Source organism: Maritalea porphyrae (genome assembly GCF_027213965.1).
GTDB lineage: Bacteria > Pseudomonadota > Alphaproteobacteria > Rhizobiales > Devosiaceae > Maritalea > Maritalea porphyrae_A.
In genome coordinates this window covers 109,177-135,409 of record NZ_JAPWGX010000005.1, presented here as the reverse complement: position 1 = coordinate 135,409, position 26,233 = coordinate 109,177, and the positions used below count along the sequence as shown (strand labels likewise).

Below are 26,233 nucleotides of genomic sequence, written 5' to 3'. Positions count from 1 at the left end.
GTGCTGGAGTGCGCTCCAGGTCAAGCTCATAATAAAAAAATACCCGCCAAAAAGGCGGGTATTTGAAATCTTCGGTAGTCGCTCAGTATAGTTGTTCCTACGATGATCCAACACCATCTTGTCCAACAAATGCGATGCGCAGCATGTTGGTGGCGCCCGGCGTGCCCAAAGGCACACCAGCGGTAATGGCAACCCGGTCGCCCGGACGTGCAAAGCCTTCACGATAAGCAATTGAACAAGCGCGATCCACCACATCATCAAGGTTCACCGCGTCGTCGGTACGTACGCAATGTAGGCCCCAAACGAGGGATAGGCGTCGAACGGTTGCCAATTTGGGTGATAGCGCCACAATCGGCTTTTCGGGGCGCTCACGCGCGGCGCGAATACCTGTGGAGCCGGATGAGGTGTAGGTGACAATTGCGGCCAGATCGAGTGTTTCAGCCACTTGGCGGGCAGATGCAGAGATGGCATCGGCGGCGGTTGCTTCTGGTTCGATGTTTTGGCGGCGAATGATGGACTGATAAAGACCATCTTGTTCCACAGCGACCGCAATACGGTTCATGGTGGCGACAGCTTGTACGGGGAAATCGCCTGCCGCAGATTCGGCTGAAAGCATAACGGCATCCGCGCCCTCGTAAACAGCGGTGGCCACGTCAGACACTTCAGCACGTGTTGGCACTGGCGCTTCAATCATAGATTCAAGCATCTGTGTTGCAACAACAACTGGTTTTCCTTGTTGGCGGGCCATGCGGATCATGCGCTTTTGCAAACCTGGCACGGTTTCCAAAGGCATTTCCACGCCCAAGTCACCCCGCGCAATCATAATCGCGTCAGAGAGCTTGATGATTTCTTCCAAGCGCTCGATGGCTTGGGGCTTTTCAATCTTTGCCAAAATACCGGCGCGGCCCTGTACGGTTTTGCGTACGTCGATAATGTCTTCGGGACGCTGGACGAATGATAGGGCGATCCAGTCCGCTTTCACTTCCAATGCGGCGAGCAGATCAGCGCGATCTTTTTCCGTTAAGGCACCAACTCCGAGCAATGTGTCAGGCAGGCTAACGCCTTTGCGGTCAGACAATTTGCCGCCATGCACGACTTCGCATTCAATTTTGTCAGCTGTTTTTTTGATGCAGCGCAATTCGATTTTGCCGTCGTCAAGCAACAGCTTGTGGCCTTTTTCGATGGCTTCAAAAATTTCTGGATGAGGCAGGTGTACGCGGGTTTTATTGCCTTCAGAAGTGTCGGTGTCCAGGGTGATCACATCGCCGGTGGCCAATTGAACAGAGCCTGTGTTGAATTTGCCGACACGCAACTTGGGGCCCTGCAAATCAACCAAAACGCCGATGGGTCGTTTAACAGCTTTTTCAACACGACGCACTTTCGCCATGGTTTCAGCCAACAATTCGTGGCTGGCGTGGCTCATGTTTATGCGGAAAACGTCTGCGCCAGCACGGGCTAGCTCTTCGATTGTGGCTTCAGTGTTTGAGGCTGGGCCTAGGGTCGCGAGAATTTTGACTTTGCGTAGACGTCTCATTGGTGCTCCAACTATTGCAGATCGGCGTCCGTTAGTTGAACAGTCCAATCTCTGTTTTTCTTGGTATCGACTTCCATGAAGCCGGTTCTTTCGTAGCCGCGGGCTAGACAGTCCTTTTCACCAAAGATTGTGAAGGACTTATCTCGGGTGCACATAAAAATGCGCCCATCCCACCGATTTCCGCCGATATCATCTACGGCGTGAATATAGAAATATTGCGAACGTTGTTCGTTTAGAGGCCCATCGAACACGACCGCGCAATTTTCCGGTTCAGCCACCCACCAGCCTTCTGACTGCCAGCCTTTTTCGCTGCGAAAGCCTATGGCGATGGCCACCGAATTTTGACTTTGATTGCAAATCCGCAGATCAGCAGATGCCGGCGTTGAGTAAAAAGACGACAGCAGGAGGATGAGCGGTGCAACTCTCATTGCGGCCTTTGTTATACTAAAGTCGGTAAAAGACAAGGTGTCGACGCTCCCAGTTACGTACATTTTTTTACGATTTTTGCATGTTATAAATGATTTGGGACCGATCTGTGACCTGTAAAAAGAGATATCGTGTTTGATTTGGCTTCACGCGCGAAGTTTTTTTAAAACAGGTGGTGGATGAGTGGCTTTTGACCTTGCATTGAATAGGTGCAATAGGCGAAAGATATAGACCAGTTTTGCGAACCGTTTGAAAGAAAATTGATATGGGACAGTCCACTATCGCCCGCGAGCAGTTGCGCGCTCTTGTTGAACGCATTGAGCGTTTGGAAGAAGAAAAAAAATCGATCGCTGAGGATATTCGTGACGTTTATGGCGAGGCCAAAGGCAATGGCTATGACGTTAAGGTGTTGCGAGAAGTGATCAAGCTGCGCAAGCAAGAAGCCCATGAGCGCTCAGAACATGAAGCTGTTTTGGACCTTTATAAGCACGCGCTGGGGATGATCCCTTCTGCGCCAGTTGACGATGAAGCCTACTCATAGCGCTTCATCATTCGCTTAAGAAAATTATCGGCCGTCAATCAGTCCAGACATGACCTGATTGGCGGCTTTTTCGTTGCCAATCGCCCGCATGGCAGTGGCTGCAATCGCATTCCGGTCCAGGCCAGCGTGTGCATACATTTTATCTTGGGCTGCATGGTCAAAATGCTTGTCTGGAATAAACATTGGGCGGCATTTTAGGCCCCCATCAAGCAAACCGTTTAGCGCCAAGTGGTTCAAAACAAAGCTACCAAACCCGCCAATTGACCCTTCCTCGATGGTGATCAAGACTTCATGTTCGCGGGCAAGCCGTTCAACCATGTCAACATCAAGGGGTTTGGCGAATCGCGCGTCTGCTACGGTTGCTGAAATGCCGAACGTGGCGAGCATTTCTGCAGCGGCGATGGTTTCGCTTAAGCGTCCGCCAAACGAAAGCAGGGCAACCGAGTTGCCTTCTCGCAAGATGCGCCCTTTGCCGATTTCCAAGAATTCACCGCGTCTTGGAATTTCAACGCCAACGCCTTCACCGCGTGGAAAACGGAAAGCTATTGGGTGTTCATCGAACTGAGCAGCGGTTCGCACCATGTGTTTAAGCTCGGCTTCATCACCTGGTGCCATCAGCACCATATTCGGAATCGCACCAAGAAATGCTGTATCAAATGCGCCCGCATGGGTCGGACCATCGGCACCCACAAATCCTGCGCGGTCAATGGCAAAGCGAACGGGCAGGTTTTGGATGGCCACATCGTGCACCACTTGATCGTATCCGCGTTGCAAAAATGTGGAGTAGATGGCGCAGAACGGGCTTAGACCCTCGGTGGCCATGCCGGCGGCAAACGTCACCGCATGTTGTTCGGCGATCCCAACATCAAAACATCTATCGCCAAATTGCTTGGCGAATTTATCCAACCCGGTGCCAGAAGGCATGGCGGCATTTACCGCCACAATGCGTTCATCAAGCTCAGCTTCTTGGATCAGGCCTTCAGCGAACACGCTGGTATAGGAGGGGGCGTTTGAGACGGGTTTAGATTGTGCGCCGGTGATCACGTTGAACTTGGATACGCCGTGATATTTGTCCGCAGCATTTTCGGCGTGCTCGTAGCCTTTGCCCTTTTGGGTGACCACATGGATCAAAATTGGGCCGTTTTCTGCGTCTCGAACGTTATCGAGAATGGGCAAAAGGTGATCCAAATTGTGTCCATCGATTGGGCCAATGTAATAAAAGCCCAATTCTTCAAACATGGTGCCACCGGTCCAAAAGCCGCGCGCATATTCTTCTGTCTTGCGGGCTTTTTCTGAAACGAACTTTGGTAAATGTTCGGTGAGACCTTTTGCGATCTCGCGGATTGAGCGATAGGCTTTGCCCGAAACGAGCCTGGCCAAATAGGCGCTCATGGCCCCTGTTGGTGGGGCGATCGACATGTCGTTGTCATTAAGAACAACGATCAAACGCGCATCCATTGCCCCGGCATTGTTCATGGCTTCATAAGCCATGCCCGCTGACATGGCCCCATCACCGATAACGGCGATAATGTTGCGCTTTTCCTTTTTAAGGTCAGCGGCAACAGCCATGCCTAGGCCGGCAGAAATTGAAGTTGAAGAGTGGCCCGCACCAAATGGGTCGAATTCGCTTTCTCCGCGTTTTGTAAAACCAGAGATGCCACCTTCTTTGCGCAAGGTGCGCATTTGTTCACGGCGGCCGGTAAGAATCTTGTGCGGATAGGCTTGGTGGCCAACATCCCAGATGATTTTATCATCCGGGGTATTGAAAACATGATGCAAAGCGACTGACAGTTCAACCACACCCAGACCTGCGCCCAGATGACCGCCCGTAACCGATACAGCATCGATCATTTCCGCGCGCACCTCATCTGCCAGCAGGCGAATTTGGTCGCGCGGCAATGTGCGTAGATCGTCGATCTTTTCAATGCCATCCAAGATGGGTGTTTCAGGGCGTTTTGTCACTCATGCCTCACTTTATCGCAATTAGGACAATCAGTGCGCCCTTTGTGATCCAACGAGATTTAAACCTACAGGTGCAAAGGTGCAACCAGTGGGTGACGAAAGGTCGCTGTTTTTTGCATATTTATTGGCGAAAACTACAATGTGCTGGCGGTTTTGAAGCCAATTGTTGGTGCGGCGCGCGGCTGTGCCATTGGGGCAAAGCCAAGCTGTGTCAAATTGCCCAACACAGAAGTGGGTGCTAGATCGCCAACATCTGGTTCAAACATAATTGCAAAGCGGCCTTGTTCCAGTTTGTTCGGATCAGATTCAAAGCTAAATTCGTCTTCGCTTTCTGGTTCGAAGAACTGGCCTGCACGCGTGGCAATATTGACAAGCGTGGAGCTTGGTGCGGATTTCGTGTTGCCAGATTTGACGTTTCTTAGAATCGATCCGAAATCACTGAAGTCAGTGTGTAACGAGGCGGTTGCCAATGCAGCTTTGATATTGGCAGGGAACTGAGATTTGGGATCTTGTTTTGCGGTCCTTTGTTGTACTTCCGCTGCGCCGTTTTGGCGATTTAGGATGATCTCAAGTGCTTTTTGCGCATCCGCTGACGATGAGGTTGGCGTTGGTGCATAAGCAGCCAAAAGCGCCGTTGCAGCATTTGTATCTGGCACAGTGCCCGGACGCATTGGGACTTGTGGCAATTCATTGGCTTGGCTTGAAGCGTCCACCGCAAAGCGAGATGGGTTTGTGATTAGTGCCGGATCAATTGAGGCGACTGCAAAGCGTGAAGGCAAATCTTCAATCGCCTGCTCATCTTCGAGCAGATTCGCTGTTGCCACTTGAATGGCTTCAGGTTTGATCGGCGGTGTGACGGCAAAAAGGCTTTCGGTTTCGCCCGGCGCATCAAGTGGTGCCGGTGGGGATTGAGTGGCTTCAAGCGTTAGCGGCAAAGATGTGGGGCGTTTTGGAGGCAGTTGACCCAAAGCAGCAACTTTGACGGGGGTGCTGATTGAAGTTGGTTTTTTTGCCACTTCAACTTGGTCTTTGTTGTTGCCAAACAATACATCGAGCAAAGTTCGACCAGAGCCTGAACTGGCCGACTTGGTGTCTTTTTTTGCAGCACTTGCAAGACGTGTTGAGGATGCGCCGCTACATGGCACCTGCTTGCAACGTTTATATTCAGCTTGTGCGGTTGCATATCCGGCTTTGGACAAAGGAACGCCATTTGAAGGAATGTGAAGCGTTTTGCCCTTAGGGAAAATCTTCTTGAGTTGGGCCGTTGTCATGCGCGGCCAAGCGCGTACGCTGCCTGTGTCTAGGTGAACGAATGGGCTGCCAGATGTTGGGTAATAACCCACGCCCCCCATTTGCTTTTTCATGGCCACTTGGCGCAGCTTTGAAATTGAAACACCAGGAATGAAGAAATCCATGGCCAATCCACGCGTGTGGTTAGAGTTTTTCGCTACAGCGCTTGAGCGCGAGCGCAGCATTTCATTGGTTTTTGGCGAACGGTACGCCGAGACCACGTGAATTGGTTTTGATGCGCCCACTTCATTGTAGACTTCCCAAATTAAGTCAAAAAGCCGTGGGTCCATTTTGGTGGGTTCGTCGCGGCGCCAATCGCGCAAAAAATGGTTCAGTTGCGCAAGACCTTTTGTGTCAAAACGGCCGTTGCGTTTGTATGTGATTTTGGCGGTTTCTTTGGTGTGTGTGTAATAAAGGTACAGCGTGCGATCACGCGCAGCCGCGGCTGGGCTGGCCAAACCTGTCGCTACAACAAGTGTGGCAACCAACAATAAAAAGGTGCGCTTGATCGCGCATGTATAGAGTGTGCCCAATATACCCAACAATTTTCGGACGCCCTTAACGCTAAAACTTTATATAATCTACACCAAACAAGATGCGATTTTATTAACGATAAGAGCGTTTGCTACCCCATGAGTAAAACTCAGTGTACGGAACTTACCCTTAAAATATGGGTGAGAAAAGGGGCCGAACCAAGGCGGTGCGTCAAAATGCCCAGCGAGGTTAATCCGAAGGCGTAAAATTGTTGGTTGAGCGATATTTAGCTGTTGAGCAGATCAACAAGTTTCTTGTGGTGGCCATAGACATCACCAAAGCTACGCACTGTGCCGTCCGGGTCCACCCTAAGGGTGAAATAGGCGAGATGAACTGGCACATGTGTTTTCAAATTGTTCCATTTTTCGTTACCGCCCATCATGCCTTTGATCTGAGAAAGATTTAGCGAGGGCTCATAGCGTAAGAGTGCGTCTGCGAACTCAAGTGGGTTATGAACGCGCACGCAGCCATGCGAATAGGCGCGGTAAGTTCTGCTGAACAATGATTTAGAAGGCGTGTCGTGCAGATAAACGGAATGCTGATTGGGGAACAAAAACTTGATGGTGCCCAATGCATTGCCACTGCCTGGGCGTTGGCGGATGCGGAAAGGTGGGTTTTTCGGGTTGATGTTTGCCCAATCTACAGAAGAGGCGTTGATGACTTTTCCACCGGCCAATAATTCGTAATTGCGGCTGTCAAAATAGCCCGGATTTCCGTTGGCGCTAGGTAGAAGTTCTGTTGTTGCAATTGAAGAAGGCACATTCCAATAGGGATTGACCACAACATGTTCAATCTCGTCGGAGAAGACCGGTGTCATATGTTTTGGTTTGCCGACCACAACACGGGTAGCGTGCTCCACTTTGTCAGATTTTACGACTTGCAATTTGAACTCAGGGATGTTCACGAAAACATGGAAATCGCCCAGATTTTTGGGCATCCAGCGCCAGCGTTCCATGTTGGCAACGATGTCTTGCGCGCTGGCACCATGTGCGCCATTTAGGGCCGCAATTGTGGCTGGGCCAACAACGCCATCAGCAATTAGACCGATTGATGTTTGAAAGTCTTTTATCGCGTCTTCGGCCAATTGATCGTAAATGAATTCATTTGCTGGATCGTCTAGCGTTAGACCAAGCCGTTCACGCAAAACCGGCAGTCGTTCGTCGGTTTTCCCCAGCTTCATCAACTTGCCATCAGGCACAATAATTTGCTCGATTTTGGGCCCTGCAATGCGTTTCGCCAACTCTGCGCGAAGAGCTGAAAACTCCTGCTGAGTTGGGTGCATGCTTTGCAATAGTGCAGCAGGATTGTCCGAGCTGACCAAATCCACGCGCAATTTTGCCAGATCCACGCGCGTTGGGTGCAATGTAATGGTGCTTGAAACAGCGCTTGGTGCAATTCGCCCGCCCGCGGCATGTTTTGCGTAAAGAATTGCGGCGTCAGTGAACGCAACTTCCACATGTGCCAGCATTTGCGGGTCACCCTGTGCGGCGTCAATGTCCAGTTGGTCGGTTAAATAGTCGCTGGTGCGTAAGCCTTCAAACTCAGCTTTTTTGAATAGCTCAACGATCTCTTGGGCTTTTGGCGAGAATGTAACTTGGTCGCCATTATTTTGCAGCCACATAGGCTCAAAGCTGCGGGCACCGTAAAAATAGTAGAGACCTTGAGCGTTTTTCCAAGCGCGGGTGCCAGATTTCGCGCCGTAGTAATCGTCGCGCAGGCCCGCTTTAATGATTTTGGCCATGGGAGAAACAGCAGGGCCAATGACAACTCGTGTTGCTTGAACGCCATTGACCAAAACAGCTTCTTGAGCGTGTGCACCAAATGACGAAATGCTGGCAATACTCATGGCCAGAATCACTGATCGAAATTTATAACCCATTATGTTCCTCAAAACTCGCAACCGTTTTGTGGGCTAACCATTTGCCCGGACACGCTATTATTGGTGTGCGTTTCGTTTAACGCATTCAATAATTTAAAAATGTTGGCGTTTTATACGTTGAGTTTGGGGCAAAACCAAGCTTTTCGCATAATTGTTACCGTAAAATTGAACGGCCAATCTGCTTACAATTATGCCGCATTGCTATCTTCTAGACCATATTCCTTGATTTTTCGGTAAAGCGTTGATCGACCAATGCCCAACGCACGTGCCACCGCGCTCATTCGGCCTTGATATTGGTCTAAAGCAAAGGCGATGAGGTCACGTTCCACATGTTCAAGGGGTTCAATGTCGCCGTCCGCCGCTACAAACCGATCTTTCTCCTTCGTCAGTGTCGCTGGTACTTCTGGCGATGGAGTTGTTAGGTCGTCGATATGCACAGGCATAGACATATGTGGGTGGCTGGCCAATTGTGTGCGGATCCGGTCCGCCCCTTCAATCGAAGCGCAAATTTGGGGGAAATCGCTGGGCTCCAAGACGGAATTGGTGGCCAGCACCACCGCGCGATAAACCGAATTTTCGAGTTGACGGACGTTGCCCGGCCAGTCGTATCCCTTAAGGAGCGTTAGGGCCTCTGCGCTACATTGCGCAATATTGCGGCCTTCTTCTGCGCCAAAGCGGGCGATGAAGTGCGCAATAAGCGCATCCAAATCATCCATACGTTCGCGCAAAGGCGGCAAGTAAATGGGGAAGACATTGAGACGGTAGTATAGATCTTCGCGGAAATGGCCTTCTTTGGTCAGGTTGAGCAAGCGCTTGTTGGTGGCCGAGACGATGCGCACATCAACCTTTTCAGGGGTTGTAGACCCGACAGGTTCAACCTCACCCTCTTGCAAGGCCCGCAGCAACTTAACCTGCATGTCCAGTGGAAGTTCGCCAATTTCATCTAGAAAAAGTGTGCCACCGTCTGCTTCTTGAAATTTGCCTTTTTGGTCAGCATTCGCCCCCGTGAAGGATCCTTTTTTGTGACCAAAAAGAGTTGATTCAACCAAATTTACCGGGATCGCCCCGCAGTTGACGGTGATGAATGGTTTGTTCGCGCGTTTTGAGCAGGCTTGGATGGCGCGAGCGATCAATTCCTTGCCTGTGCCACTTTCCCCTTCAATTAGAACGGGAATGTTGGAAGCTCCGGCCTTTGCCCCTAGTTCTTTAACGCGGTTCATAACAGGAGATTTGGTGATGATGTCGTCAAAACCGAAGTGACCGGACAACCGGTTCCGCTCCGTTCTTAAACACGTCTCAAGGCTTTGACGTTTTAGGGCATTTTGTAAGGAAATGACAAGGCGTTCAGGTGCAACGGGTTTAACGAAGAAATCAGTTGCCCCGTGGCGCATGGCGGTGACAATTGTTTCAATGGACGAATTCGCAGTTTGAACGATTATGGGTTGGGGCAGGTTCCGTTTGTTCATTTCGGCCATGACCGCCATGCCATCCATTTCAGGCATGATCAGATCAAGAATAACCGCGTCGATTTGAGTCTCTTCAAGCAGTTTGAGGCCTTCAGCGCCAGAAAGGGCTTCAAAAGCTTCATAGCCGTTGGTCTTTAGAATTTGGGTGCTAAGGCGGCATTGCACCGGGTCATCGTCGATAATCAGGACTTTGGCCATTCTTGATATTACTCGCAATCGATTAGATCACGTCCCGAATGAAATCGGGGCGAATCATAAAACTGTTCTATTTTGGAGCAGGGTAGGGGCGAGTTCTTAACAGTGATTTAAGTATAATTGTTCATGTTCGCCGAACTCACGTTCAAAAATGTTGTGAACACGTAAACTTGTTTCTTGTTCTATGGGGCTGCGCGGTGGTGCGGCCTTCACAAGTTAGGTGAATATGCTAATGTCCGCTCCAAATCTTTTGGAGATACATTTAGATATGAGCAATGTGGTTTTTGATGCGGTGGCGGAAAAGAAGCCAGGTGCAGAATTTGGTGATTTACCTCAGTGGGATCTCACGGACCTTTATCTTGGTCACGATAGTGACGAGATAAATGCGGATATTGCTTATTGCGAAAGCGAAGCAAAAAAGTTTGCTGATGACTTTAAGGGTAAGCTTGAAGGTTTGGCAAAAGATGGCGATCTGCTTGCAACCATCACCCGCTACGAAGCGCTATCCGACAAGATGGGGCGGTTAGGTTCATACGCTTATTTGCAATATGCCCAAAACACATCAGACCCTGATCGATCAAAGTTCATGGGCGACATGAATGAGAGACTGACCAATTTCTCGACCCCTTTGCTGTTTTTTACGTTGGAGTTAAACCGGGTAGATGACGCAATTTTGGACGCTGCTTTTGAAAAGGATGCGGCCTTAGCCCGCTATAAACCGTGGTTTATCGAGTTGCGCAAAGCCAAGCCCTATCAACTAGAAGATCGAGTTGAAGAGCTTTTTCACGACAAGTCAGTTTCAGGACGTTCTGCGTGGAACCGTTTGTTTGATGAAACTATGGCCAGCTTGAAGTTTGATGTGGATGGGAAAAAGATGTCGCTTGAACCCACATTGACGCAAATGACGGATAAGGATGGCAAAAAGCGCGAGGCGGCGTTTAAAGGATTGGTGGGTACACTTGGCGAAAATCAACGCCTTTTCACGCACATCACCAACGTATTGGCCAAAGACAAAGAAATCTCTGATCGTTGGCGCGGTTACAAGGATGTCGCCGATAGTCGCCACCTGGCAAACTCGGTTGAACGTGAAGTGGTGGATGCGCTTGAGAGTGCTGTACGCACCGCTTATCCAAAATTGTCCCACCGCTATTATGCGATGAAGGCCAAATGGTTTGGCATGGAAAAACTCAACGCTTGGGACCGCAATGCACCTTTGCCAAATGATGATGACCGTTTGTTCAATTGGGACGAAGCTACGGACATGGTGATGTCTGCCTATAGTAAGTTTTCACCTGAATTGGCAGAAGTCGCGAAACCGTTTTTTGGCTCAGGCTGGATTGACGCGCCGGTGCGTGACGGAAAAGCGCCGGGCGCATTTGCTCACCCAACGGTGCCCAGCGCACACCCCTATTTAATGCTCAACTATTTGGGCAAATCGCGTGACGTGATGACTTTGGCCCATGAATTGGGGCATGGCGTGCACCAGGTTTTGGCTGCTGATCAAGGTCCCCTTATGGCGTCAACGCCTTTGACACTGGCTGAAACGGCCAGCGTATTCGGGGAAATGCTGACCTTCCGCTCGTTGCTTGATGCAACAACTGACAAGCAAGCACGTTTTGCCTTGTTGGCAGGTAAAGTTGAGGACATGCTGAACACGGTTGTGCGGCAAATCTCGTTCTATACATTTGAGCGCAAAGTGCATGAAGCGCGTCGAAATGGCGAGTTGCGGTCTGAAGAACTCAATAAAATGTGGGTGGATGTGAGCAAGGAGAGCCTTGGCCCATCTGTGGTGCTCAACGAAGGCTATGAGAGCTTTTGGTCATATATTCCCCATTTCATCCATGCACCGTTCTATGTTTATGCTTATGCATTTGGGGACTGCTTGGTGAATTCACTTTATGCGCAATATCAAAAATCAGAGGACGGATTTGCACAACGTTATCTTGACTTGTTGCGCGCTGGCGGGTCCAAACACCATTCAGACTTGTTGGCGCCATTTGGGTTAGATGCCAAAGATCCAGATTTCTGGTCGCTTGGTCTTTCGATGATCGAAGGTCTAATTGACGAGTTAGAAGAAATGGATGCCTGATCGGCATTCGAATTAGGTTCATTAAACGGAGATACAAATGAGCACTGAAGCTGAAAAATTGTACGAAGAGCAATCAAAGACCTATGCAGGCGTCATGAGCCTTTTTAAATGGGCAACCATCGCCATCGTTGTGGTGTTGGTTTTGATGTATTTCTTCCTCGTTGCCTAAAAGCTGACGAGTTTTTACGTGCCGCAAATGTGGGGGCGGCGCATTATTGTTAATGCGTTTGAATCTGTTCGCAGATTCAGGGAGTAAGGCATGAAGATAGCGATTTTACGCGAAACTGCCGCCAATGAAGCCCGTGTGGCGGCCACACCGGAAACGGTTAAAAAATATATCGGGCTCGGTGCAAAAGTGAGCATCGAAAAAGGAGCTGGTGAAGGCTCCAAAATACCCGATGCGGACTATAAGGAGGCAGGAGCGACAATTTCTGCCACCGCCGCTGCAACACTAAAAGGTGCCAATGTGGTGCTGAGTGTGCGGCGACCAACAGCCACAGCCCTAAAGGGCGCGGCAAAGGGCGCTTTGGTCATCGGACAAATGGATCCGTTCGGCAATGAGAAAGACATTAAGGCGCTTGCAAAAGCTGGTTTTGATGTGTTCTCAATGGAGTTCATGCCGCGGATTACCCGTGCGCAGGTGATGGATGTTTTGTCCTCACAGGCCAACCTTGCTGGTTACCAAGCCGTCATTGAAGCCTCTGTGGCATTTGATCGGGCTTTCCCCATGATGATGACGGCAGCGGGCACAATTCGCCCCGCCAAAGCCTTTGTGATGGGCGCCGGTGTTGCAGGTCTGCAAGCAATTGCGACAGCTAAACGTTTGGGGGCAATTGTTTCAGCAACCGACGTTCGCCCAGCGGCAAAAGAGCAAGTTGAATCTTTGGGCGGTAAGTTTGTCGCGGTTGAAGACGAAGAGTTCAAGCAAGCTGAAACGTCTGGCGGTTACGCCAAAGAGATGAGCAAAGAGTATCAGGCCAAACAAGCCGAGCTTGTTGCTACCCATATTGCAAAGCAAGATGTGGTGATTACCACAGCGCTCATTCCGGGTCGTCCGGCCCCGCGTTTGATCACCAAGAAAATGGTTGAATCAATGGCGCCGGGTTCGGTGATTGTTGATTTGGCGGTTGAACGTGGTGGCAATGTTGAGGGCGCAAAACCCAATGAGATTGTTGACCACAAGGGCGTCAAAATCATTGGCTTTGAAAATATGGCCGGTCGTGTGGCTTCATCTGCGTCTCAGCTTTATGCCAAAAACCTGGCTTCATTCCTTGAGACACTTGTCGACAAGGAAGCAAAAACATTGGCGGTTAACCCAGAAGACGAACTGGTGGCTGCAACACAACTGACGCGTGATGGCGTGGTTGTGCATCCTGCCTTTGCGGGCGAGAAGGGAGCGAAATCATGATTGCATCATTAGATCAACTTTCAACCGCTACGGGTGCTGCTGCATCGGCTGCGTCGGGTGGTTCAATCGATCCATTCGTTTTTCGCTTGGCGATTTTTGTGCTCGCGATTTTCGTTGGCTATTTTGTTGTCTGGTCGGTAACCCCCGCCTTGCATACCCCTTTGATGAGCGTGACCAATGCGATTTCTTCGGTGATCGTTGTTGGTGCATTGCTTGCTGTTGGCGTGCATTTGGCGGCGGATGGCAATTGGATTTCCAAAGTGTTTGGATTCTTGGCGCTCGTTTTCGCTAGCGTGAATATTTTTGGTGGCTTCATGGTCACCCAACGCATGCTCGCCATGTATAAGAAGAAAGGGTAAGCGATATGATTTCCGCAAATATTGCAGCTCTATTGTACCTCGTTTCCGGGGTGCTCTTCATCATGGCGCTTCGGGGCCTTTCCTCTCCAGCAACCGCGCGTCGTGGCAATACCTATGGTATCGTGGGGATGGCCATTGCCGTTGTGACTACGCTAATGGTGGCCGCGCCGTCTGATCTGTTGTCTTGGGTGCTGATTATTTCTGGTATCGGCATTGGTGGCGTGATCGGGGGCGTAATGGCCCGTCGTATCGCGATGACCGATATGCCCCAATTGGTGGCAGCGTTTCACTCACTTATTGGTTTGGCGGCTGTTTTTGTTGCTGCCGCTGCGCTTTATGCCCCTGATGCTTTTGGCATCACGACCGACGGTCACATTCATGCGCAAGCCTTGGTTGAAATGAGCCTTGGCGTCGCTATTGGTGCATTCACCTTTACAGGTTCTGTAATCGCGTTTGCTAAACTCAACGGCAATATGTCGGGCAAACCGATCATTTTGCCTATGCGTCATGCCTTGCATATCGCGCTTGGTCTTTTGCTGATCTATCTGATTTGGCAGTTCACTGTTACCGCAGATCCAATGCTGTTTTGGGCGATTACTGTACTCGCGTTGGTTTTGGGTGGTTTGATGATTATCCCAATCGGTGGTGCTGATATGCCGGTGGTTGTTTCAATGCTCAATTCCTATTCGGGTTGGGCGGCTGCAGGCATTGGTTTTACCCTTGGCAACACTGCATTGATCATCACCGGTGCGCTGGTTGGCTCTTCAGGTGCGATCCTTTCTTACATCATGTGCAAAGCGATGAACCGTTCGTTTATCTCGGTGATCCTTGGTGGCTTTGGTGGCGACAGCGGTGCTGCGGCCGATGGTGAAGAAGAAACCCGGCCGGTCAAACAAGGCTCTGCCGACGATGCGGCCTTCATGATGAAGAACGCGGGCAAAGTGATCATCGTGCCGGGTTACGGCATGGCGGTTGCACAAGCTCAGCACGCGTTGCGTGAAATGTGCGATTTGCTCAAAGCTGAAGGCGTGGAGATCAAATATGCGATCCACCCTGTGGCGGGTCGTATGCCGGGTCATATGAATGTTCTTTTGGCTGAAGCTAACGTGCCATATGATGAGGTTTTTGAGTTGGAAGATATCAACTCAGAATTCTCGCAAGCGGACGTGGCCTTTGTGATTGGCGCGAATGATGTGACCAACCCATCAGCCAAGACTGACAAAACTTCACCCATTTATGGCATGCCAGTTTTGGACGTTGAAAATGCAGGCACAGTTTTGTTCATCAAACGCGGCATGTCGGCGGGTTATGCGGGGGTTCAGAATGAATTGTTCTTCCGCGATAACACCATGATGTTGTTTGGTGATGCGAAAAAAATGACAGAAGATATTGTGAAGGCCTTTGGGCACTAGACCACTTCATTCAAAGTCGAAATTGAAGAGGGCGCTCAGTGAGCGCCCTTTTTTGTTGGGATGCTGGGTATAATACCTTGACGTAGTTTTTCGACCCGTTTGTTCATCCAGTGCCGGATGACATGTTGGTAGAGCCAGTTCTTTAACGGGCTAAAGGCCTGTCAATGGTTCGCATAAAACTGATCTGGACTGTCGAACAAACCGAAATCATTGTTGATGCCGGTGCGTTGGATATAGGTATCTGTGCCATTCCAATCGACCTTCGGATCTTCCAAACAGTTGGTGCCAGCCCCATATGCACAAATGCTAGATTGCCCAGCAAACTCTTGTTGCAGTTGTTCTAGAAATGGTGTGTCGAGGATGAACCCCTCTAGGTTCATCCATTTATCCTGATAATTCACCTCAACCCATGAATGCAATATGCTGTTGGGTGCAATGGCATAGACCAGTTCGGGAACAACGCCACGCTGCAGAGATTTTTTGATGGTGAACCCATGTAAGCGACAAGGTATGTTTAGGGCGCGCAGTAGCGCCATTAAAAGCGTGCCTTTGGTGTTGCACTGCCCGTACCCGTCTTTAAGGACATTGCTGGCAGGAATGTTGTCTGCCCGGTTGTAGCCGAATTTAATCTCGTTTTGAACAAATGTGTAAGCGGCACCAATTTTGTCGTGTTCGGTGAGGTCTTGCCAATTTCGCGCGTGAATAAGGTCTTGGATCGATTGAGATTGAAAATCCAAAAGTTGCGTTTGGGCGAGATAGTTGTGGTCTTTCATAATGCACCTTTTAAATAAGATGCAGGCTTTATAAAAGCTCTAGTGACTACAGATGCAAGGGCAAATTGCCCTTGCGCCTGTTTGTATTGATTTATGTTATTTTCCGGGCATCATGCGGGCGATCAAATTGTCTTTGATGATGGCTTGGTGATAGATTGCGCCAGCAATGTGTAAAACGAGGCTGGCCAAAAACAGCTTGGCGAACAGGCCGTGAGCACCCGCAAACGCGATGCCTGAAAGTTCGGGCCAAGGTGCTGTTTGTCCAGATTGCAAGATTTCGCCGAGCCCGGATGCCACCATTGTTGCTATGCCTGAGCCCACCAATGCGTGTGGAAACACATAAAGCAGGATATGAATGATCTTTGATCCCCACTTCACAGCAAGTGACCAATTTGGGTCAGCCGCTGGGCGAGGTTGGGTGAAAGCAAAATAGGTGCGGGCGAAGAGTAGAATGCCAGCCAATAGGCCTAAAGGTGCGTGCAGTTTGAGGATGGCGAACTTGGTCGCCTCGTCAGCGGTGTTGTGCATGATTGTGCCTGCAATCAGTAAGCCGATTAGCAGTAGTGCGAGCACCCAATGCAGAATACGAATTGCGCGGGAGTATTTGGTCACAGTTGTTGCAGCCATGGGGTGCACCTTTTTGTTTTCAAAGTGGTTGATATCTGTTAGTTTACATGTAATATAAATTATGTTCCATGTAAACTAAAAAGTCACATGCAAAAAGAAACGATTGATCCACCTGCGGATTCATTGGGCCGTTTGGTCAACATAACTGCTGCCCGAGCGCGCCAAATTTTGGCACATTTGCTGGAGCCGCACGACCTTTCGCCCCAGCAGTGGATTGTTTTGTGTGTCTTGTGGCAGCGCAAAGCTGTCAGTGTTGGTGACCTTGCCCGTTATATGCGGTCTGAAAAACCAGCGGTTTCGCGTCTGGTGGATCGAATGGAAAAGGCAGGTTGGGTTAAAAAATGCGCATCTTGTTCCGATGCACGTTCGGTTTTGGTTTCTGCTACAAATAAAGGCCAAGAGAAGGCGCATTTGCGCTCTTTGTACACTGAAGTCAACGAAGTTGTGCTTGAAGGGTTTTCAGAAAAGGAAACGGTGCAATTGTTTGCGCTTCTTAACCGGGCTCAAAAAAATGCCTCAAACTATCTCAAGCAAAAGTGAGCATCTGGTTCAAAGAATGAGGCTGTGGAACTTGTTTCACTTTGCGAATTGGTCCACCTTGGCGCCAATGGGTTTCTGACGGGTACATTGTCTCATGGCAGGTGAAAAACAAGCAATAGTTGTTGTGCATGGCATGGGCGAACAGCGCCCAATGGGGATGATGCGTCGGATTGTCGAAACGCTTTGGACCACCGACAAGAGCATGCTCAATTCAGGTGACCGCAACATTGGGCCAGATGGAAACAAAAGTTGGATTGTGCCCGATTGTAAGACCGGTAGCCATGACTTGCAGCGCATCACAACACCCCCGGCAAAAGACGGCAAGCGGACCGACTTCTTCGAGTTTTATTATGCCGATGTTTTAGATGACGCCAAGCTGCGCAATTTGTGGCGGTGGTTGCTGCGCATCGTCATGGTACGGCCTCAATATGTAACCGATCGCATGGTTTGGCCTTGGGCGGCGCTTTGTTTTCTCATTGTGCTGATTGGGCTTGTGGCTTTTGGCGTGGTGCTGTTGGGACTTGGCACAATCTTTGAGCTGGATTGGTGGAATTTGGATGGCGGCACCGCTCAGCTTGATATTTGGGAAGTGACCTTTTTAGGGGTGCTTAATTTGGGACTGATGGTGGGGCTGGGGAGGTTGGTTCCCGCATTGCGCTGGATATTGCGCTGGCCGGCCTATTTCGTCATCACCTTGCTGGTTTATTATACCCTCTTTGGCATTAGCGGGGTTGAGGTGCGTTCGGGCGTGGTCGGTGGAACGGTGTTGATCACAATACTAACCGGCATGTTTTTTCTCCCCTATCTTGGTGATGTGGCTGGCTATCTTGGTGCGCACCCGGACACCGTTAAACGTCGGCACGATGTGCGTGAGCGCGGGTTGATGCTCTTGCGCGATTTGCATAATGATCCAACCTACGATCGAATCGTGATTGTTGCCCATTCATTGGGGTCGGTCGTTGCCTATGATATTTTGCATCTATTGTGGGAAGAGCTTGGGCCGACCAATGAAAATCCACCTTCGGCACGGGTACGGAAAGCGCTGTTTGAACATGATTTGTTCGTTGAAAATCACAAAAGTCGCTATTGGAATGACCTAACGGTTGAAGCTTATCAGGCTGTGCAGGCAAATGTGGCCAAGGCGATCCGATTGTCTGGGCCAGTCACCAACAAATTGGGACAAAAAACTAAAGCTTACTGGAAGATCACAGATCTTGTGACCCTTGGTTCACCTCTCAGCCACGCCCAATTTTTGATTGCGCGTGGGGTTCAGAACTTTGAGAAGCTGAAAGAAGAGCGCTTGTTTCCGGTTGTGCCTCCGCGACCATATAATGAGGATTTCGGCGTGCTCTACACGCCGGACAAATTGGAATTTAGCCCTAACTACGCGGGGATGCCCATTCCTGAAACCACAGCTGATTGGGCTTTAAAGGCACCTCGTGCATATGCGCATCATGGTGCGGTTTTTTCCGCTGTGCGTTGGACCAATATGTATGATGAGCCACATCCTTTGTTCTTTTGGCAAGGCGATGTGCTTGGTGGGCCAGTGGGTGGATTTGACCTTTTTGGCCGTGGCGTTTTAGAGCACAAAGTTCATATCTTGTACTCAAAGTTCGGGTTGGATGATCTGCGCCTGATTACACATATTCGTTATTGGACGAATACTGCTCAGTCAGGCATTTCAGATCATATTGTAAAATTCAGGAAAGCCGTTGGGCTTTTAAAATCTTCAAAGTAGTCCGAAGGAGTGCCCATTGGCTGAACTACGTATAGATATTTTTTCCGATCCGGTTTGCCCATGGTGCTTGGTTGGCATTCATCGTTTGAACAAAGCGATTGCCGCACTTAACGATGGTACCAAAGTATCCATTTTTCACCATCCCTATCTGCTTGATGCAAACGCCATCAAAGAGGGGGAGGATAGTGAAACGATGCTGAAGCGCAAGTATGGTGTAGATCCCGCTGAAATGTGGGATCGATTGGAGGCGGAAGCCAAAAAGTCTGGCCTTGATTTGGACATGCGAAAACAGAAAATGCGTTACCCATCTCAGGCCGCACAGGTTTTGGTGGCCGCAGCTGAATCAAGGGGCACCCAGCACGCCATGTCGATGGCCATGAGCAAAGCAACCTATCTAGATGCGCTCAATATTTCGGACCCGGAAGTCTTGGTTGACATTGGCACCGCCAACGGCTTCACCCGTGAAGAAGTGTTGGCGCTTGTGACGCGTGAAGATTTGCAAAAAGAAGTTGAAAGTGCCTCTGTCAGTGCCTCACAACAGGGCGTACAAGGTGTGCCCTTCTTCATTTTGGGCAACAAATATGGCCTATCCGGCGCACAGCCAGAGGAAGTGTTTCAAGAGGCCTTAGAAACCGTGATTAAGGAAGCTGCTGAATAGCAGCTCCTTCGAGCCTTCAAACAATGAAAAACGCCGCTGAAATGATCAGCGGCGTTTAAAAATCTTGTTATGATTACTGAGACGTCTTAGCGACGACCAGTTGTAACCAAACCTTCGCGCTGCAAGCGCTTGCGAGCCAATTTACGGGCGCGACGCACAGCTTCTGCCTTTTGACGGGCACGTTTCTCAGAAGGTTTCTCATAGTAGTTACGCAACTTCATTTCACGAAATACACCTTCGCGTTGAAGTTTCTTTTTCAAAGCTCGAAGAGCTTGATCTACATTGTTATCGCGAACGACTACTTGCACGCGGCACACCACCTTCAAAAGAGTTAAACCAGAATTTCATTTAGCGCTTTGACAAAAAGCCAAATGCGCTTCGGCCAGCAGCACCAGCCAAGCGTTGGATGGGTAGATACCAAACCTGATGTGGCTTGTCCAGCGCTTGGCACGTAAATTTGCAGCAAAAGCGCCCTAATTTACGCCTTTTTTGGCAAAAATGCGATTGATGTGGCCCATCTTCCGGCCCGCACGGATTTCAGATTTGCCATAGTGATGAACTTGGGTATTCGATTCTGTGGTTTTCATCCCGGCAATGATTTCATCACCGATTAGATTCTCCATCACAACATCTGCGTGCCGTTCAGGGCTGCCAAGGTCCCAGCCTGCCACCGCGCGAATGTGTTGTTCAAACTGATCATTTAGGCACGCAGCTTGTGTCCAGTGCCCAGAATTGTGGACCCTTGGCGCGATTTCATTGACCACCAATTGAGTGCCGCTGTTGGTTTGAACCACAAAAAACTCAACGCCCATAACCCCAACATAGTCCAGGGCAACAATGAGCTGGGTAGCAATAGATTTTGCTGTTTCGCAGACATCGACATTGATGTTGCCGGGTACAGTTGAGGTTTTTAGAATATGGTTTTGATGCACGTTTTCAGCCGGGTCGTAAGCGGCCACATGTCCGGCTTGGTCTCGAGCAATGATCACGGAGATCTCTTTTTCAAAAGGTACAAAGCCTTCCAAAATGGCGGGTTGCGCGCCGATAGCGTCGAAAGCTGTCTCCACATCCTGTGCGGTTTTGAGCATGGTTTGGCCCTTGCCATCGTAACCAAAACGGCGAGTCTTTAGGACTGCGGGAAGACCGATCTTTTCAAGTGCTATGTCCAGCTCTTGTTGGCTGTCTACTTTGGCGTAAGGCGCAACTTCAATACCAACTGTTGATATGAAGCGTTTCTCAACGAGACGATCTTGCGAAATTTCAAGTGCTTTGGCCGAAGGGAACAGCTCGGTTCCCGCTTCGGTTATTGCAGCGGCTGTTTGGGCAGGCACATTCTCAAATTCGTAAGTTACGCAATCAACGCTTTGCGCAAATTTTGTCAGGGCCGCGATATCTTCATAGGCTGCAACAGTTTTATGGGGGGTAACCGCAAATGCGGGGCTATTTTCGTCCGGGCAATAAATGTGTGTGTTCAGGCCCAATCTATGGGCGGCAAGCGCCATCATGCGCCCCAATTGCCCACCACCCAAAATGCCGATGGTTGCGCCAGTTGAAAGCCTATTCTTCATCAACTGGGAATTCCGTTACTTGAGCGGTGCGGTCTTGTCGGTAGGCGATAAGGTTTTTGCGCGCTTCTTCGTCCGACAAGGCAAGTACGGCGGCGGCAAGCAATGCAGCGTTTGTTGCACCTGCTTTGCCGATGGCCAAAGTGCCCACAGGAATGCCAGCTGGCATTTGCACAATCGAATAAAGGCTGTCTAAGCCCTTCATGGTGCGGCTTTCCACTGGCACGCCAAAAACGGGCAGGTGGGTGAGCGCAGCGATCATGCCGGGCAAATGCGCGGCACCGCCAGCGCCAGCAATAATGGTTTTAAACCCATCGTCGGCTGCGGCTTTGGCGAAGTCATACATACGGTCAGGCGTACGATGCGCCGAAACGATGCGTGCTTCATATTGAATTTCGAGCTGGTCAAGTGTCTCTGCGGCGTGGCGCATTGTGGCCCAGTCAGACTGAGACCCCATGACGATGGCTATTGGCGGATTTAAAGGCATAAAAAGCCCTCTCGCATTGCGTCAAAAAGGGCGTTTACCCTACAATCTGGCTTTGAGCAAGTGGCGTAAAGTCTAATTGGTGCCGTTCTTTGGTTAAAAAGAAGCGATACTGGTCAGATACTAGGCGATTATGTCGGGCAACAGAATATCTTCTAGTTCTTTGATGCGGTCTTTAAGGGTGAGCTTTTTCTTCTTCAGCCGTTGCACCAACATGGGATCATTTTGTCCTGAATGCGTTAGCGCGTGAATTGCGGCGTCTAAATCTTTGTGCTCTTGACGTTTAGACGCCAACTCCAGCCCCAATCTCGCCCGTTGTTCGGAAGTAAGTGGCATCATGGTCTGGTGGGTCCCTTGTGATTCTGTTGTGACCGTCTGTCAAAATTACCCCATATTACAAATGATTGCACAAAGATTTAACTGCATGTGCAAAATTGGTACAAATTGACGCTATTTGTTGATTGGACAGCATGACATTTTTTTGACAGACTGCTTGGCGTACATACAGAGAAAGGAAGACTTCATGACAACTACTTCCCACCTCAACGCGCTGGAGCGCCGTCATGCCTCGCTTGACGATCAGATCCTCCAAGAATTGCAGCGCCCTGCTCAAGACGAGCTGAAAATTGGCATGCTTAAGCGCAAAAAACTCGAACTAAAAGACGAGATATCGCGAATGCAAAACCAAACGCGACAATAGGTGAGAATAGTATATTCTTTTGAGTATCAACTAATTGGGGCCACGATCATTCTCGTGGCCTTTTGTATTTTTGCTTATAGGAAGCTTTGGGCGCCATCATAGATTAATTTGAGCGCCAGAATGAACGCCAAGACATAAGCCATTTTGTAAAATAGTTCGGTTGATATGCGGCGTACCAGATAAACACCCAAAAGCATGCCCAAAATTGCAACTGGAATCAGTGTTGCTGAAATGGTGAGATTTGACACTGAGAGTTGGCCCAAAAACGCATAAGGGACCAGTTTGGTGGAATTGACCACGGCGAAAAAGATAACCGTGGTGCCCGAATATAGGGTTGGCTTGAGCCGTTGGGGCAGCATAAAGATTTGATAAGGCGGCCCGCCCGTGTGGCTGACAAAGCTGGTGAACCCGGCAATTGACCCCCAAAACCAACCCCATGGTTTGGACGGGGGGAGGCCCGAGAGCGTTTTGCGCAATGGCAACCATTCATCCAGGCAAAAGAGTATCGTCACGGTGCCAACCATTAAGCGCACCATGCCTTCTGAAATGAAGGCAAAGAACATCCAACCAATGATGATGCCGGTGATGGCGCCGGGCAAAAGGATTTTCAGGTTCGGCCAGTGAATTTCGCGCCGGTAGGCGATTAGCCCGATGGCGTCCATCGCCAACAACACGGGCAACATGACACCCACAGCTTGGGTGACCGGCATGACGATTGACAATAGCGGCACGCCGACAAAACTCAGCGACCCCACCAAACCAGATTTGGAAAGAGCGACCAGAAAAACGGCCAAAAAACTGATGAAGATGACCGTGGGGTCGATCGCTGACATGTCGAATGGCATAAGTAAAATACGTAATTGATTGGTAGGGTGATGGCAGGCTAGATCATCCAAGTTGCTTGGCCAAGGGCTTGATGGCAAATTCTGGCCACGAAAGGATGTTTGTTATGGGGAGTGCGGTTTCGCTTGTAGCGCGCAATAAGAGCGCGCGTGCGATCACGCACCTATGGCAAGAAGTCTCGGCCTTTGAAACGTCTCCATCTATGCCAACGCTGCAATATCCGCCCCACTTCACCTTTGCCATGTTCGAGCACGTCACGGGTGCGCAATTGAAACGGCAATTGGGAGATGCATTTACGCGTGCAAAACCTGTTCGCGTCACATTTAATAAAATTCGTTTCTTTGATGTGGATCCTATGGTGGTTTGGGCAGCACCAGTGCAGGTGCCGCGTTTGCTTGCTTTGCACCATGAAGTTCATGCAAGGGTTGATGCGGCGCAGTGTCGAGCAAATTATCTCCCCGGTAAATGGCATCCCCATTGCACTTTGGGTACGCAAATTGACCCGGCCAATCGCGAAGCGGCTCTTGCCTATATCAATAATGAAATAGGCGAGTTCGATGTTGTTTTTAACGCCATCGAGGTCATTGAGTTTTCACCAATAGAGGTGATCAAACAATGGCGTTTGGACCTTTAGTCAGTCCAAACTGATTGCGATAGCGCGATCAATATGTCTGCATTGTCAGGCTGTATGCTATTACTCGCCGCAATATTTCGGCCAATATGCCCGCAAATTGAACATTTATGGATAATTTGCCACCCTTTCTTCGGGTGCCAATGTAAGCCGATTGGCTCCATCAACCCTTTGCACGGGTTGGCGCGGTCGCCTGGCAATATGTCAACGTGCTTTGACCATAGACAAGCTGGGCAGTGATTGCGGAAACTGCCATTGGAAAGTTTTTCGATTTTGTGAGCGCATCGTTCGCATTCGAACGACACGTTTTGGGTGTGTCTCGACATCCTGAATCCTTGTTTCTTTGAGGAGAAATCAAGGATCAGGGTTCCGTTTGTTCTTGAGCGCTTTGGCGCGTGGCCAAAAAACGCTTTTCAGGCTTGATAGAAGAGGGACAGATTCACCGCTTTGCTGTCGCGGCTACTTCCAATTCCTGCTTGCGGAAAACTTGCAAACTAACGCGTTCCGCTCGAAGTCTACCGCCACAGGTGCAATAGCCATCGGTAAGTGTCATTCTATCTCACTGGCAAAAGGCATCGTCCCCTGTCAGATATCGAGATTGTTTTGTGCTGCCATTGCGTCCCCTGTTGATGTTGCGCTTTTCAGACTATTTATTGTCCTTGTTTTTGTCTACCGCCTGGTCTGCATCCAATTCATCGATGTCGGCCTGCATCACTTGCGCCAAAAGCTGTCGTGCGGTTTTAACGTGCCCAATCATGGCTTCATCATCACCACGTAATTCGTAAGCTTCATGCAGCATTTCTACGTCGTGTTTGGCAAAAGCGTTGGCCAAACGTTTGGCTTTTGCTTCTGTATACCCAAGCGTCACCAAAGCTTTGATGCCCAATTGGAGTGCTGAGTGGAATGTGTCACGTTCGAATTCATGCACGCCAATGTCCATAAGGTCGTGGGCATGGTTGCGGTCACGGGCGCGGGCCAGTACGCGGATATGTGGGAAATTCTCCCGCACCATGCGTGAAATTTCGGACACAATTTCAGGACTGTGGATGGATATCACCATGAGTTCGGCCTTGTCTGCGCCGGCAGATTTCAAGAGATCAAGCCGACGCGCATCGCCATAAAACACTTTGGCGTCGAATTTTTTCATCAATTCAATCTGTTCCGGGTCATGGTCAATCAGCGTAGCTTCATAACCTTGAGCGGTCAGCAAGCGAGTGACGATTTGGCCAAAGCGCCCATAGCCCAAAACTATAACGCGATTGCGCACACTAATATCGTCATCTTCGCGCTCCACAGATTGTAAGGAAGGCAAGCGGGGCACAACGATGCGATCAAATACGATCAATAGAATCGGCGTGATGATCATTGAAAGGGCGACGGTAACATTGAGGATACTGGCCATCCCAGGGTCAAGGGCGCCAGCGCCCAAAGCAAATTGGAACAACACAAAAGCAAACTCACCGCCCTGCGCAAGCAAGGTGGCAAACAGCAATCTATCAGCAATGTGAAACTTGAAGATGGTTGCGAGGCCAAAAAGGACGGCAAACTTAAGCGTTGCAAGGCCCAACACAAGGCCAATGATGGACCATGCATTGGTCAAAAACACCGAGAATTCGATCGACATGCCAACCGAGATAAAGAACAGACCCAGCAGTAAGCCCTTGAAGGGTTCGAGGTCGCTTTCCAGCTGATGCCGATATTCACTATCGGCCAAGATGACGCCAATCATAAAGGCGCCAAGGGCGGGCGAAATATTGATCCATTCCATCATGAGGGCCGCCGCGACAACGAGCAACAGCGCTAGGGCGGTGAAGATTTCACGCACACCAGATTTGGCGATGATCTTAAGGACAGGGCGCAAAAGGTATCGCCCTGCAAGGTACATGGATGAAAACACAAAGGTGACGCGCAACCCTGCCTGCCATCCACCTTCGTCTGTTGGAACAGCGCCATGGGCGTCCGTTGGGGCGTGGTTTGCCAATTCTGGGATCACCAAAAAAGGGATAATGGCAAGAAATGGGATGACAGCCACATCCTGCACCAAAAGCACTGAAAAGGCTGACCGACCCACACTGCGTTGCATGATGGAGCGCTCGTCGATGATTTTGAGCACAATGGCGGTTGAGGATAAAGACAGGCCAAGTCCCATCACCACGGCTGACTGCCAAGGCAAGTTAAGCCAAATGCCAAAACCAGCGATCAGGAGGGCTGTGATGATGACTTGGGGAACACCAAGTCCGACCAATCGCACCCGCATGTGCCAAAACTCACGGGGTTGGAGTTCAAGCCCGATGAGAAACAACATCATCACAACACCAAATTCGGAGAAGTGAAATATGGTTTTGGGATCTGCGACCAATCCCAAGGCGTAAGGTCCAATAATTACGCCCGCGAGCAAATAACCAAGCACGGGGCCAAGGCCGGTCAGTTTGGCCAAGGGCACAACAATAACGGCTGCGGACAAGAAAATCAGGCAAGCCAGTAAGAAGCTATATTCCATTAAACACGCCTTTCATCTGCACTGTGATTTTGAAGTGACCAAGAAAAAAGCGGACCTGCCATATGTACCTCCGTTAAGA

At 49.9% G+C, this 26,233-nt stretch carries 26 protein-coding genes; 11 read left to right on the top strand and 15 right to left on the bottom strand.

Annotation, left to right across the window (positions count from 1 at the left end; translation table 11 throughout):
* Positions 1–97: 97 nt before the first annotated feature.
* Positions 98–1,534 carry a pyruvate kinase gene (gene pyk, locus O4H47_RS15430; RefSeq protein ID WP_269394908.1) on the bottom strand — a complete coding sequence of 479 codons (1,437 nt, stop codon included), beginning with the start codon at positions 1,532–1,534 and terminating at the stop codon, positions 98–100.
* An 11-nt stretch (positions 1,535–1,545) separates the two neighbouring features.
* Positions 1,546–1,998: a DUF1036 domain-containing protein gene (locus tag O4H47_RS15425; RefSeq protein ID WP_269394907.1), complete on the bottom strand. Its 453-nt coding sequence runs from the start codon at positions 1,996–1,998 to the stop codon at positions 1,546–1,548.
* 227 nt (positions 1,999–2,225) lie between these two features.
* On the opposite strand from O4H47_RS15425, the gene O4H47_RS15420 reads away from it, so the two are divergent.
* The gene (locus O4H47_RS15420; RefSeq protein WP_269394906.1) at positions 2,226–2,501 is read left to right on the top strand and encodes a DUF2312 domain-containing protein; all 276 of its coding nucleotides are present in this window, start codon (positions 2,226–2,228) and stop codon (positions 2,499–2,501) included.
* A 24-nt stretch (positions 2,502–2,525) separates the two neighbouring features.
* Here O4H47_RS15420 and dxs read toward each other — a convergent pair whose 3' ends face one another.
* From dxs to O4H47_RS15400, 4 genes are all read right to left on the bottom strand, one after another.
* The gene (gene dxs, locus O4H47_RS15415; RefSeq protein ID WP_269394905.1) at positions 2,526–4,463 is read right to left on the bottom strand and encodes a 1-deoxy-D-xylulose-5-phosphate synthase; all 1,938 of its coding nucleotides are present in this window, start codon (positions 4,461–4,463) and stop codon (positions 2,526–2,528) included.
* A gap of 134 nt (positions 4,464–4,597) precedes the next feature.
* Positions 4,598–6,298, bottom strand: a complete 1,701-nt coding sequence (locus O4H47_RS15410; RefSeq protein ID WP_419719641.1) for a DUF882 domain-containing protein — start codon at positions 6,296–6,298, stop codon at positions 4,598–4,600.
* Between the two features lie 215 nt (positions 6,299–6,513).
* The gene (locus tag O4H47_RS15405) at positions 6,514–8,166 is read right to left on the bottom strand and encodes a L,D-transpeptidase family protein (RefSeq protein ID WP_269394904.1); all 1,653 of its coding nucleotides are present in this window, start codon (positions 8,164–8,166) and stop codon (positions 6,514–6,516) included.
* Between the two features lie 188 nt (positions 8,167–8,354).
* A complete protein-coding gene (locus O4H47_RS15400; protein WP_269394903.1) occupies positions 8,355–9,830 on the bottom strand; it encodes a sigma-54-dependent transcriptional regulator in 1,476 nt (491 codons plus the stop codon).
* A 229-nt stretch (positions 9,831–10,059) separates the two neighbouring features.
* Here O4H47_RS15400 and O4H47_RS15395 point away from each other — a divergent pair, with 229 nt between their 5' ends.
* The 5 genes from O4H47_RS15395 to O4H47_RS15375 all read left to right on the top strand — a co-directional run bounded on the left by O4H47_RS15395 (position 10,060) and on the right by O4H47_RS15375 (position 15,095).
* On the top strand, positions 10,060–11,916 hold the full coding sequence (locus tag O4H47_RS15395) for a M3 family oligoendopeptidase (protein WP_419719640.1): 1,857 nt from the start codon (positions 10,060–10,062) through the stop codon (positions 11,914–11,916).
* Between the two features lie 37 nt (positions 11,917–11,953).
* Positions 11,954–12,085, top strand: a complete 132-nt coding sequence (locus O4H47_RS15390) for an aa3-type cytochrome c oxidase subunit IV (RefSeq protein ID WP_269394902.1) — start codon at positions 11,954–11,956, stop codon at positions 12,083–12,085.
* Positions 12,086–12,175: 90 nt separating this feature from the next.
* Positions 12,176–13,324: a Re/Si-specific NAD(P)(+) transhydrogenase subunit alpha gene (locus O4H47_RS15385; RefSeq protein WP_269394901.1), complete on the top strand. Its 1,149-nt coding sequence runs from the start codon at positions 12,176–12,178 to the stop codon at positions 13,322–13,324.
* Positions 13,321–13,683, top strand: coding sequence for a proton-translocating transhydrogenase family protein (locus O4H47_RS15380; protein ID WP_331283687.1), 363 nt, complete (start codon positions 13,321–13,323; stop codon positions 13,681–13,683). Before O4H47_RS15385 ends, O4H47_RS15380 begins: the two co-directional genes overlap by 4 nt.
* A gap of 8 nt (positions 13,684–13,691) precedes the next feature.
* Positions 13,692–15,095: an NAD(P)(+) transhydrogenase (Re/Si-specific) subunit beta gene (locus O4H47_RS15375; RefSeq protein ID WP_269394982.1), complete on the top strand. Its 1,404-nt coding sequence runs from the start codon at positions 13,692–13,694 to the stop codon at positions 15,093–15,095.
* A 161-nt stretch (positions 15,096–15,256) separates the two neighbouring features.
* Here the strand turns inward: O4H47_RS15375 and O4H47_RS15370 are convergent, their stop codons facing one another.
* Together O4H47_RS15370 and O4H47_RS15365 are read right to left on the bottom strand one after the other, a co-directional pair.
* On the bottom strand, positions 15,257–15,868 hold the full coding sequence (locus O4H47_RS15370) for a transglutaminase-like domain-containing protein (RefSeq protein WP_269394900.1): 612 nt from the start codon (positions 15,866–15,868) through the stop codon (positions 15,257–15,259).
* A gap of 96 nt (positions 15,869–15,964) precedes the next feature.
* Positions 15,965–16,495 (bottom strand): cytochrome b, encoded by a 531-nt coding sequence (locus tag O4H47_RS15365; RefSeq protein ID WP_269394899.1) that lies wholly within the window; start codon positions 16,493–16,495, stop codon positions 15,965–15,967.
* A gap of 87 nt (positions 16,496–16,582) precedes the next feature.
* Here O4H47_RS15365 and O4H47_RS15360 point away from each other — a divergent pair, with 87 nt between their 5' ends.
* From O4H47_RS15360 to O4H47_RS15350, 3 genes are all read left to right on the top strand, one after another.
* Entirely contained in the window at positions 16,583–17,035 is a 453-nt protein-coding gene (locus O4H47_RS15360; protein WP_269394898.1) for a MarR family winged helix-turn-helix transcriptional regulator, read from the top strand.
* A gap of 94 nt (positions 17,036–17,129) precedes the next feature.
* Positions 17,130–18,773, top strand: a complete 1,644-nt coding sequence (locus tag O4H47_RS15355) for a hypothetical protein (protein ID WP_269394897.1) — start codon at positions 17,130–17,132, stop codon at positions 18,771–18,773.
* A gap of 16 nt (positions 18,774–18,789) precedes the next feature.
* A complete protein-coding gene (locus O4H47_RS15350; protein WP_269394896.1) occupies positions 18,790–19,431 on the top strand; it encodes a DsbA family oxidoreductase in 642 nt (213 codons plus the stop codon).
* Between the two features lie 86 nt (positions 19,432–19,517).
* Here O4H47_RS15350 and rpsU read toward each other — a convergent pair whose 3' ends face one another.
* The 4 genes from rpsU to O4H47_RS15330 form a co-directional block, all read right to left on the bottom strand.
* Positions 19,518–19,739, bottom strand: coding sequence for a 30S ribosomal protein S21 (gene rpsU / locus O4H47_RS15345; RefSeq protein ID WP_269394895.1), 222 nt, complete (start codon positions 19,737–19,739; stop codon positions 19,518–19,520).
* A 165-nt stretch (positions 19,740–19,904) separates the two neighbouring features.
* Positions 19,905–20,999, bottom strand: coding sequence for a 5-(carboxyamino)imidazole ribonucleotide synthase (locus O4H47_RS15340; RefSeq protein ID WP_269394894.1), 1,095 nt, complete (start codon positions 20,997–20,999; stop codon positions 19,905–19,907).
* Positions 20,989–21,483: a 5-(carboxyamino)imidazole ribonucleotide mutase gene (gene purE / locus O4H47_RS15335; protein ID WP_269394893.1), complete on the bottom strand. Its 495-nt coding sequence runs from the start codon at positions 21,481–21,483 to the stop codon at positions 20,989–20,991. Before purE ends, O4H47_RS15340 begins: the two co-directional genes overlap by 11 nt.
* 120 nt (positions 21,484–21,603) lie before the next feature.
* Entirely contained in the window at positions 21,604–21,819 is a 216-nt protein-coding gene (locus tag O4H47_RS15330) for a YdcH family protein (RefSeq protein WP_269394892.1), read from the bottom strand.
* A 184-nt stretch (positions 21,820–22,003) separates the two neighbouring features.
* On the opposite strand from O4H47_RS15330, the gene O4H47_RS15325 reads away from it, so the two are divergent.
* On the top strand, positions 22,004–22,180 hold the full coding sequence (locus O4H47_RS15325) for a YdcH family protein (protein ID WP_269394891.1): 177 nt from the start codon (positions 22,004–22,006) through the stop codon (positions 22,178–22,180).
* Between the two features lie 74 nt (positions 22,181–22,254).
* Here O4H47_RS15325 and O4H47_RS15320 read toward each other — a convergent pair whose 3' ends face one another.
* On the bottom strand, positions 22,255–23,013 hold the full coding sequence (locus O4H47_RS15320) for a sulfite exporter TauE/SafE family protein (protein ID WP_269394890.1): 759 nt from the start codon (positions 23,011–23,013) through the stop codon (positions 22,255–22,257).
* 116 nt (positions 23,014–23,129) lie between these two features.
* Here O4H47_RS15320 and O4H47_RS15315 point away from each other — a divergent pair, with 116 nt between their 5' ends.
* Positions 23,130–23,657 (top strand): 2'-5' RNA ligase family protein, encoded by a 528-nt coding sequence (locus O4H47_RS15315; protein ID WP_269394889.1) that lies wholly within the window; start codon positions 23,130–23,132, stop codon positions 23,655–23,657.
* Here the strand turns inward: O4H47_RS15315 and O4H47_RS18195 are convergent.
* Both O4H47_RS18195 and O4H47_RS15310 read right to left on the bottom strand, forming a co-directional pair.
* Positions 23,654–23,980 carry an RNHCP domain-containing protein gene (locus O4H47_RS18195; RefSeq protein WP_419719639.1) on the bottom strand — a complete coding sequence of 109 codons (327 nt, stop codon included), beginning with the start codon at positions 23,978–23,980 and terminating at the stop codon, positions 23,654–23,656. The genes O4H47_RS15315 and O4H47_RS18195 overlap by 4 nt on opposite strands.
* A 320-nt stretch (positions 23,981–24,300) precedes the next feature.
* Entirely contained in the window at positions 24,301–26,154 is a 1,854-nt protein-coding gene (locus O4H47_RS15310; protein ID WP_269394888.1) for a monovalent cation:proton antiporter-2 (CPA2) family protein, read from the bottom strand.
* Between the last annotated feature and the right edge of the window lie 79 nt (positions 26,155–26,233).

What these genes read in the sequence shown, in the direction of transcription:
- O4H47_RS15420 (WP_269394906.1), top strand. Translation starts at nt 2,226, where the DNA reads ATGGGACAGTCCACTATCGCCCGCGAGCAGTTGCGCGCTCTTGTTGAA.
- O4H47_RS15395 (WP_419719640.1), top strand. Translation starts at nt 10,060, where the DNA reads ATGTCCGCTCCAAATCTTTTGGAGATACATTTAGATATGAGCAATGTG.
- O4H47_RS15360 (WP_269394898.1), top strand. Translation starts at nt 16,583, where the DNA reads ATGCAAAAAGAAACGATTGATCCACCTGCGGATTCATTGGGCCGTTTG.
- purE (WP_269394893.1), bottom strand. Translation starts at nt 21,483, where the DNA reads ATGCCTTTAAATCCGCCAATAGCCATCGTCATGGGGTCTCAGTCTGAC.
- O4H47_RS15325 (WP_269394891.1), top strand. Translation starts at nt 22,004, where the DNA reads ATGACAACTACTTCCCACCTCAACGCGCTGGAGCGCCGTCATGCCTCG.
- O4H47_RS15380 (WP_331283687.1), top strand. Translation starts at nt 13,321, where the DNA reads ATGATTGCATCATTAGATCAACTTTCAACCGCTACGGGTGCTGCTGCA.
- O4H47_RS15405 (WP_269394904.1), bottom strand. Translation starts at nt 8,166, where the DNA reads ATGGGTTATAAATTTCGATCAGTGATTCTGGCCATGAGTATTGCCAGC.
- O4H47_RS15315 (WP_269394889.1), top strand. Translation starts at nt 23,130, where the DNA reads ATGGGGAGTGCGGTTTCGCTTGTAGCGCGCAATAAGAGCGCGCGTGCG.
- O4H47_RS15355 (WP_269394897.1), top strand. Translation starts at nt 17,130, where the DNA reads ATGGCAGGTGAAAAACAAGCAATAGTTGTTGTGCATGGCATGGGCGAA.
- pyk (WP_269394908.1), bottom strand. Translation starts at nt 1,534, where the DNA reads ATGAGACGTCTACGCAAAGTCAAAATTCTCGCGACCCTAGGCCCAGCC.
- O4H47_RS15385 (WP_269394901.1), top strand. Translation starts at nt 12,176, where the DNA reads ATGAAGATAGCGATTTTACGCGAAACTGCCGCCAATGAAGCCCGTGTG.
- O4H47_RS15310 (WP_269394888.1), bottom strand. Translation starts at nt 26,154, where the DNA reads ATGGAATATAGCTTCTTACTGGCTTGCCTGATTTTCTTGTCCGCAGCC.
- O4H47_RS15320 (WP_269394890.1), bottom strand. Translation starts at nt 23,013, where the DNA reads ATGTCAGCGATCGACCCCACGGTCATCTTCATCAGTTTTTTGGCCGTT.
- O4H47_RS15330 (WP_269394892.1), bottom strand. Translation starts at nt 21,819, where the DNA reads ATGATGCCACTTACTTCCGAACAACGGGCGAGATTGGGGCTGGAGTTG.
- O4H47_RS15365 (WP_269394899.1), bottom strand. Translation starts at nt 16,495, where the DNA reads ATGGCTGCAACAACTGTGACCAAATACTCCCGCGCAATTCGTATTCTG.
- O4H47_RS15340 (WP_269394894.1), bottom strand. Translation starts at nt 20,999, where the DNA reads ATGAAGAATAGGCTTTCAACTGGCGCAACCATCGGCATTTTGGGTGGT.
- O4H47_RS15400 (WP_269394903.1), bottom strand. Translation starts at nt 9,830, where the DNA reads ATGGCCAAAGTCCTGATTATCGACGATGACCCGGTGCAATGCCGCCTT.
- O4H47_RS15390 (WP_269394902.1), top strand. Translation starts at nt 11,954, where the DNA reads ATGAGCACTGAAGCTGAAAAATTGTACGAAGAGCAATCAAAGACCTAT.
- O4H47_RS18195 (WP_419719639.1), bottom strand. Translation starts at nt 23,980, where the DNA reads ATGTCGAGACACACCCAAAACGTGTCGTTCGAATGCGAACGATGCGCT.
- O4H47_RS15370 (WP_269394900.1), bottom strand. Translation starts at nt 15,868, where the DNA reads ATGAAAGACCACAACTATCTCGCCCAAACGCAACTTTTGGATTTTCAA.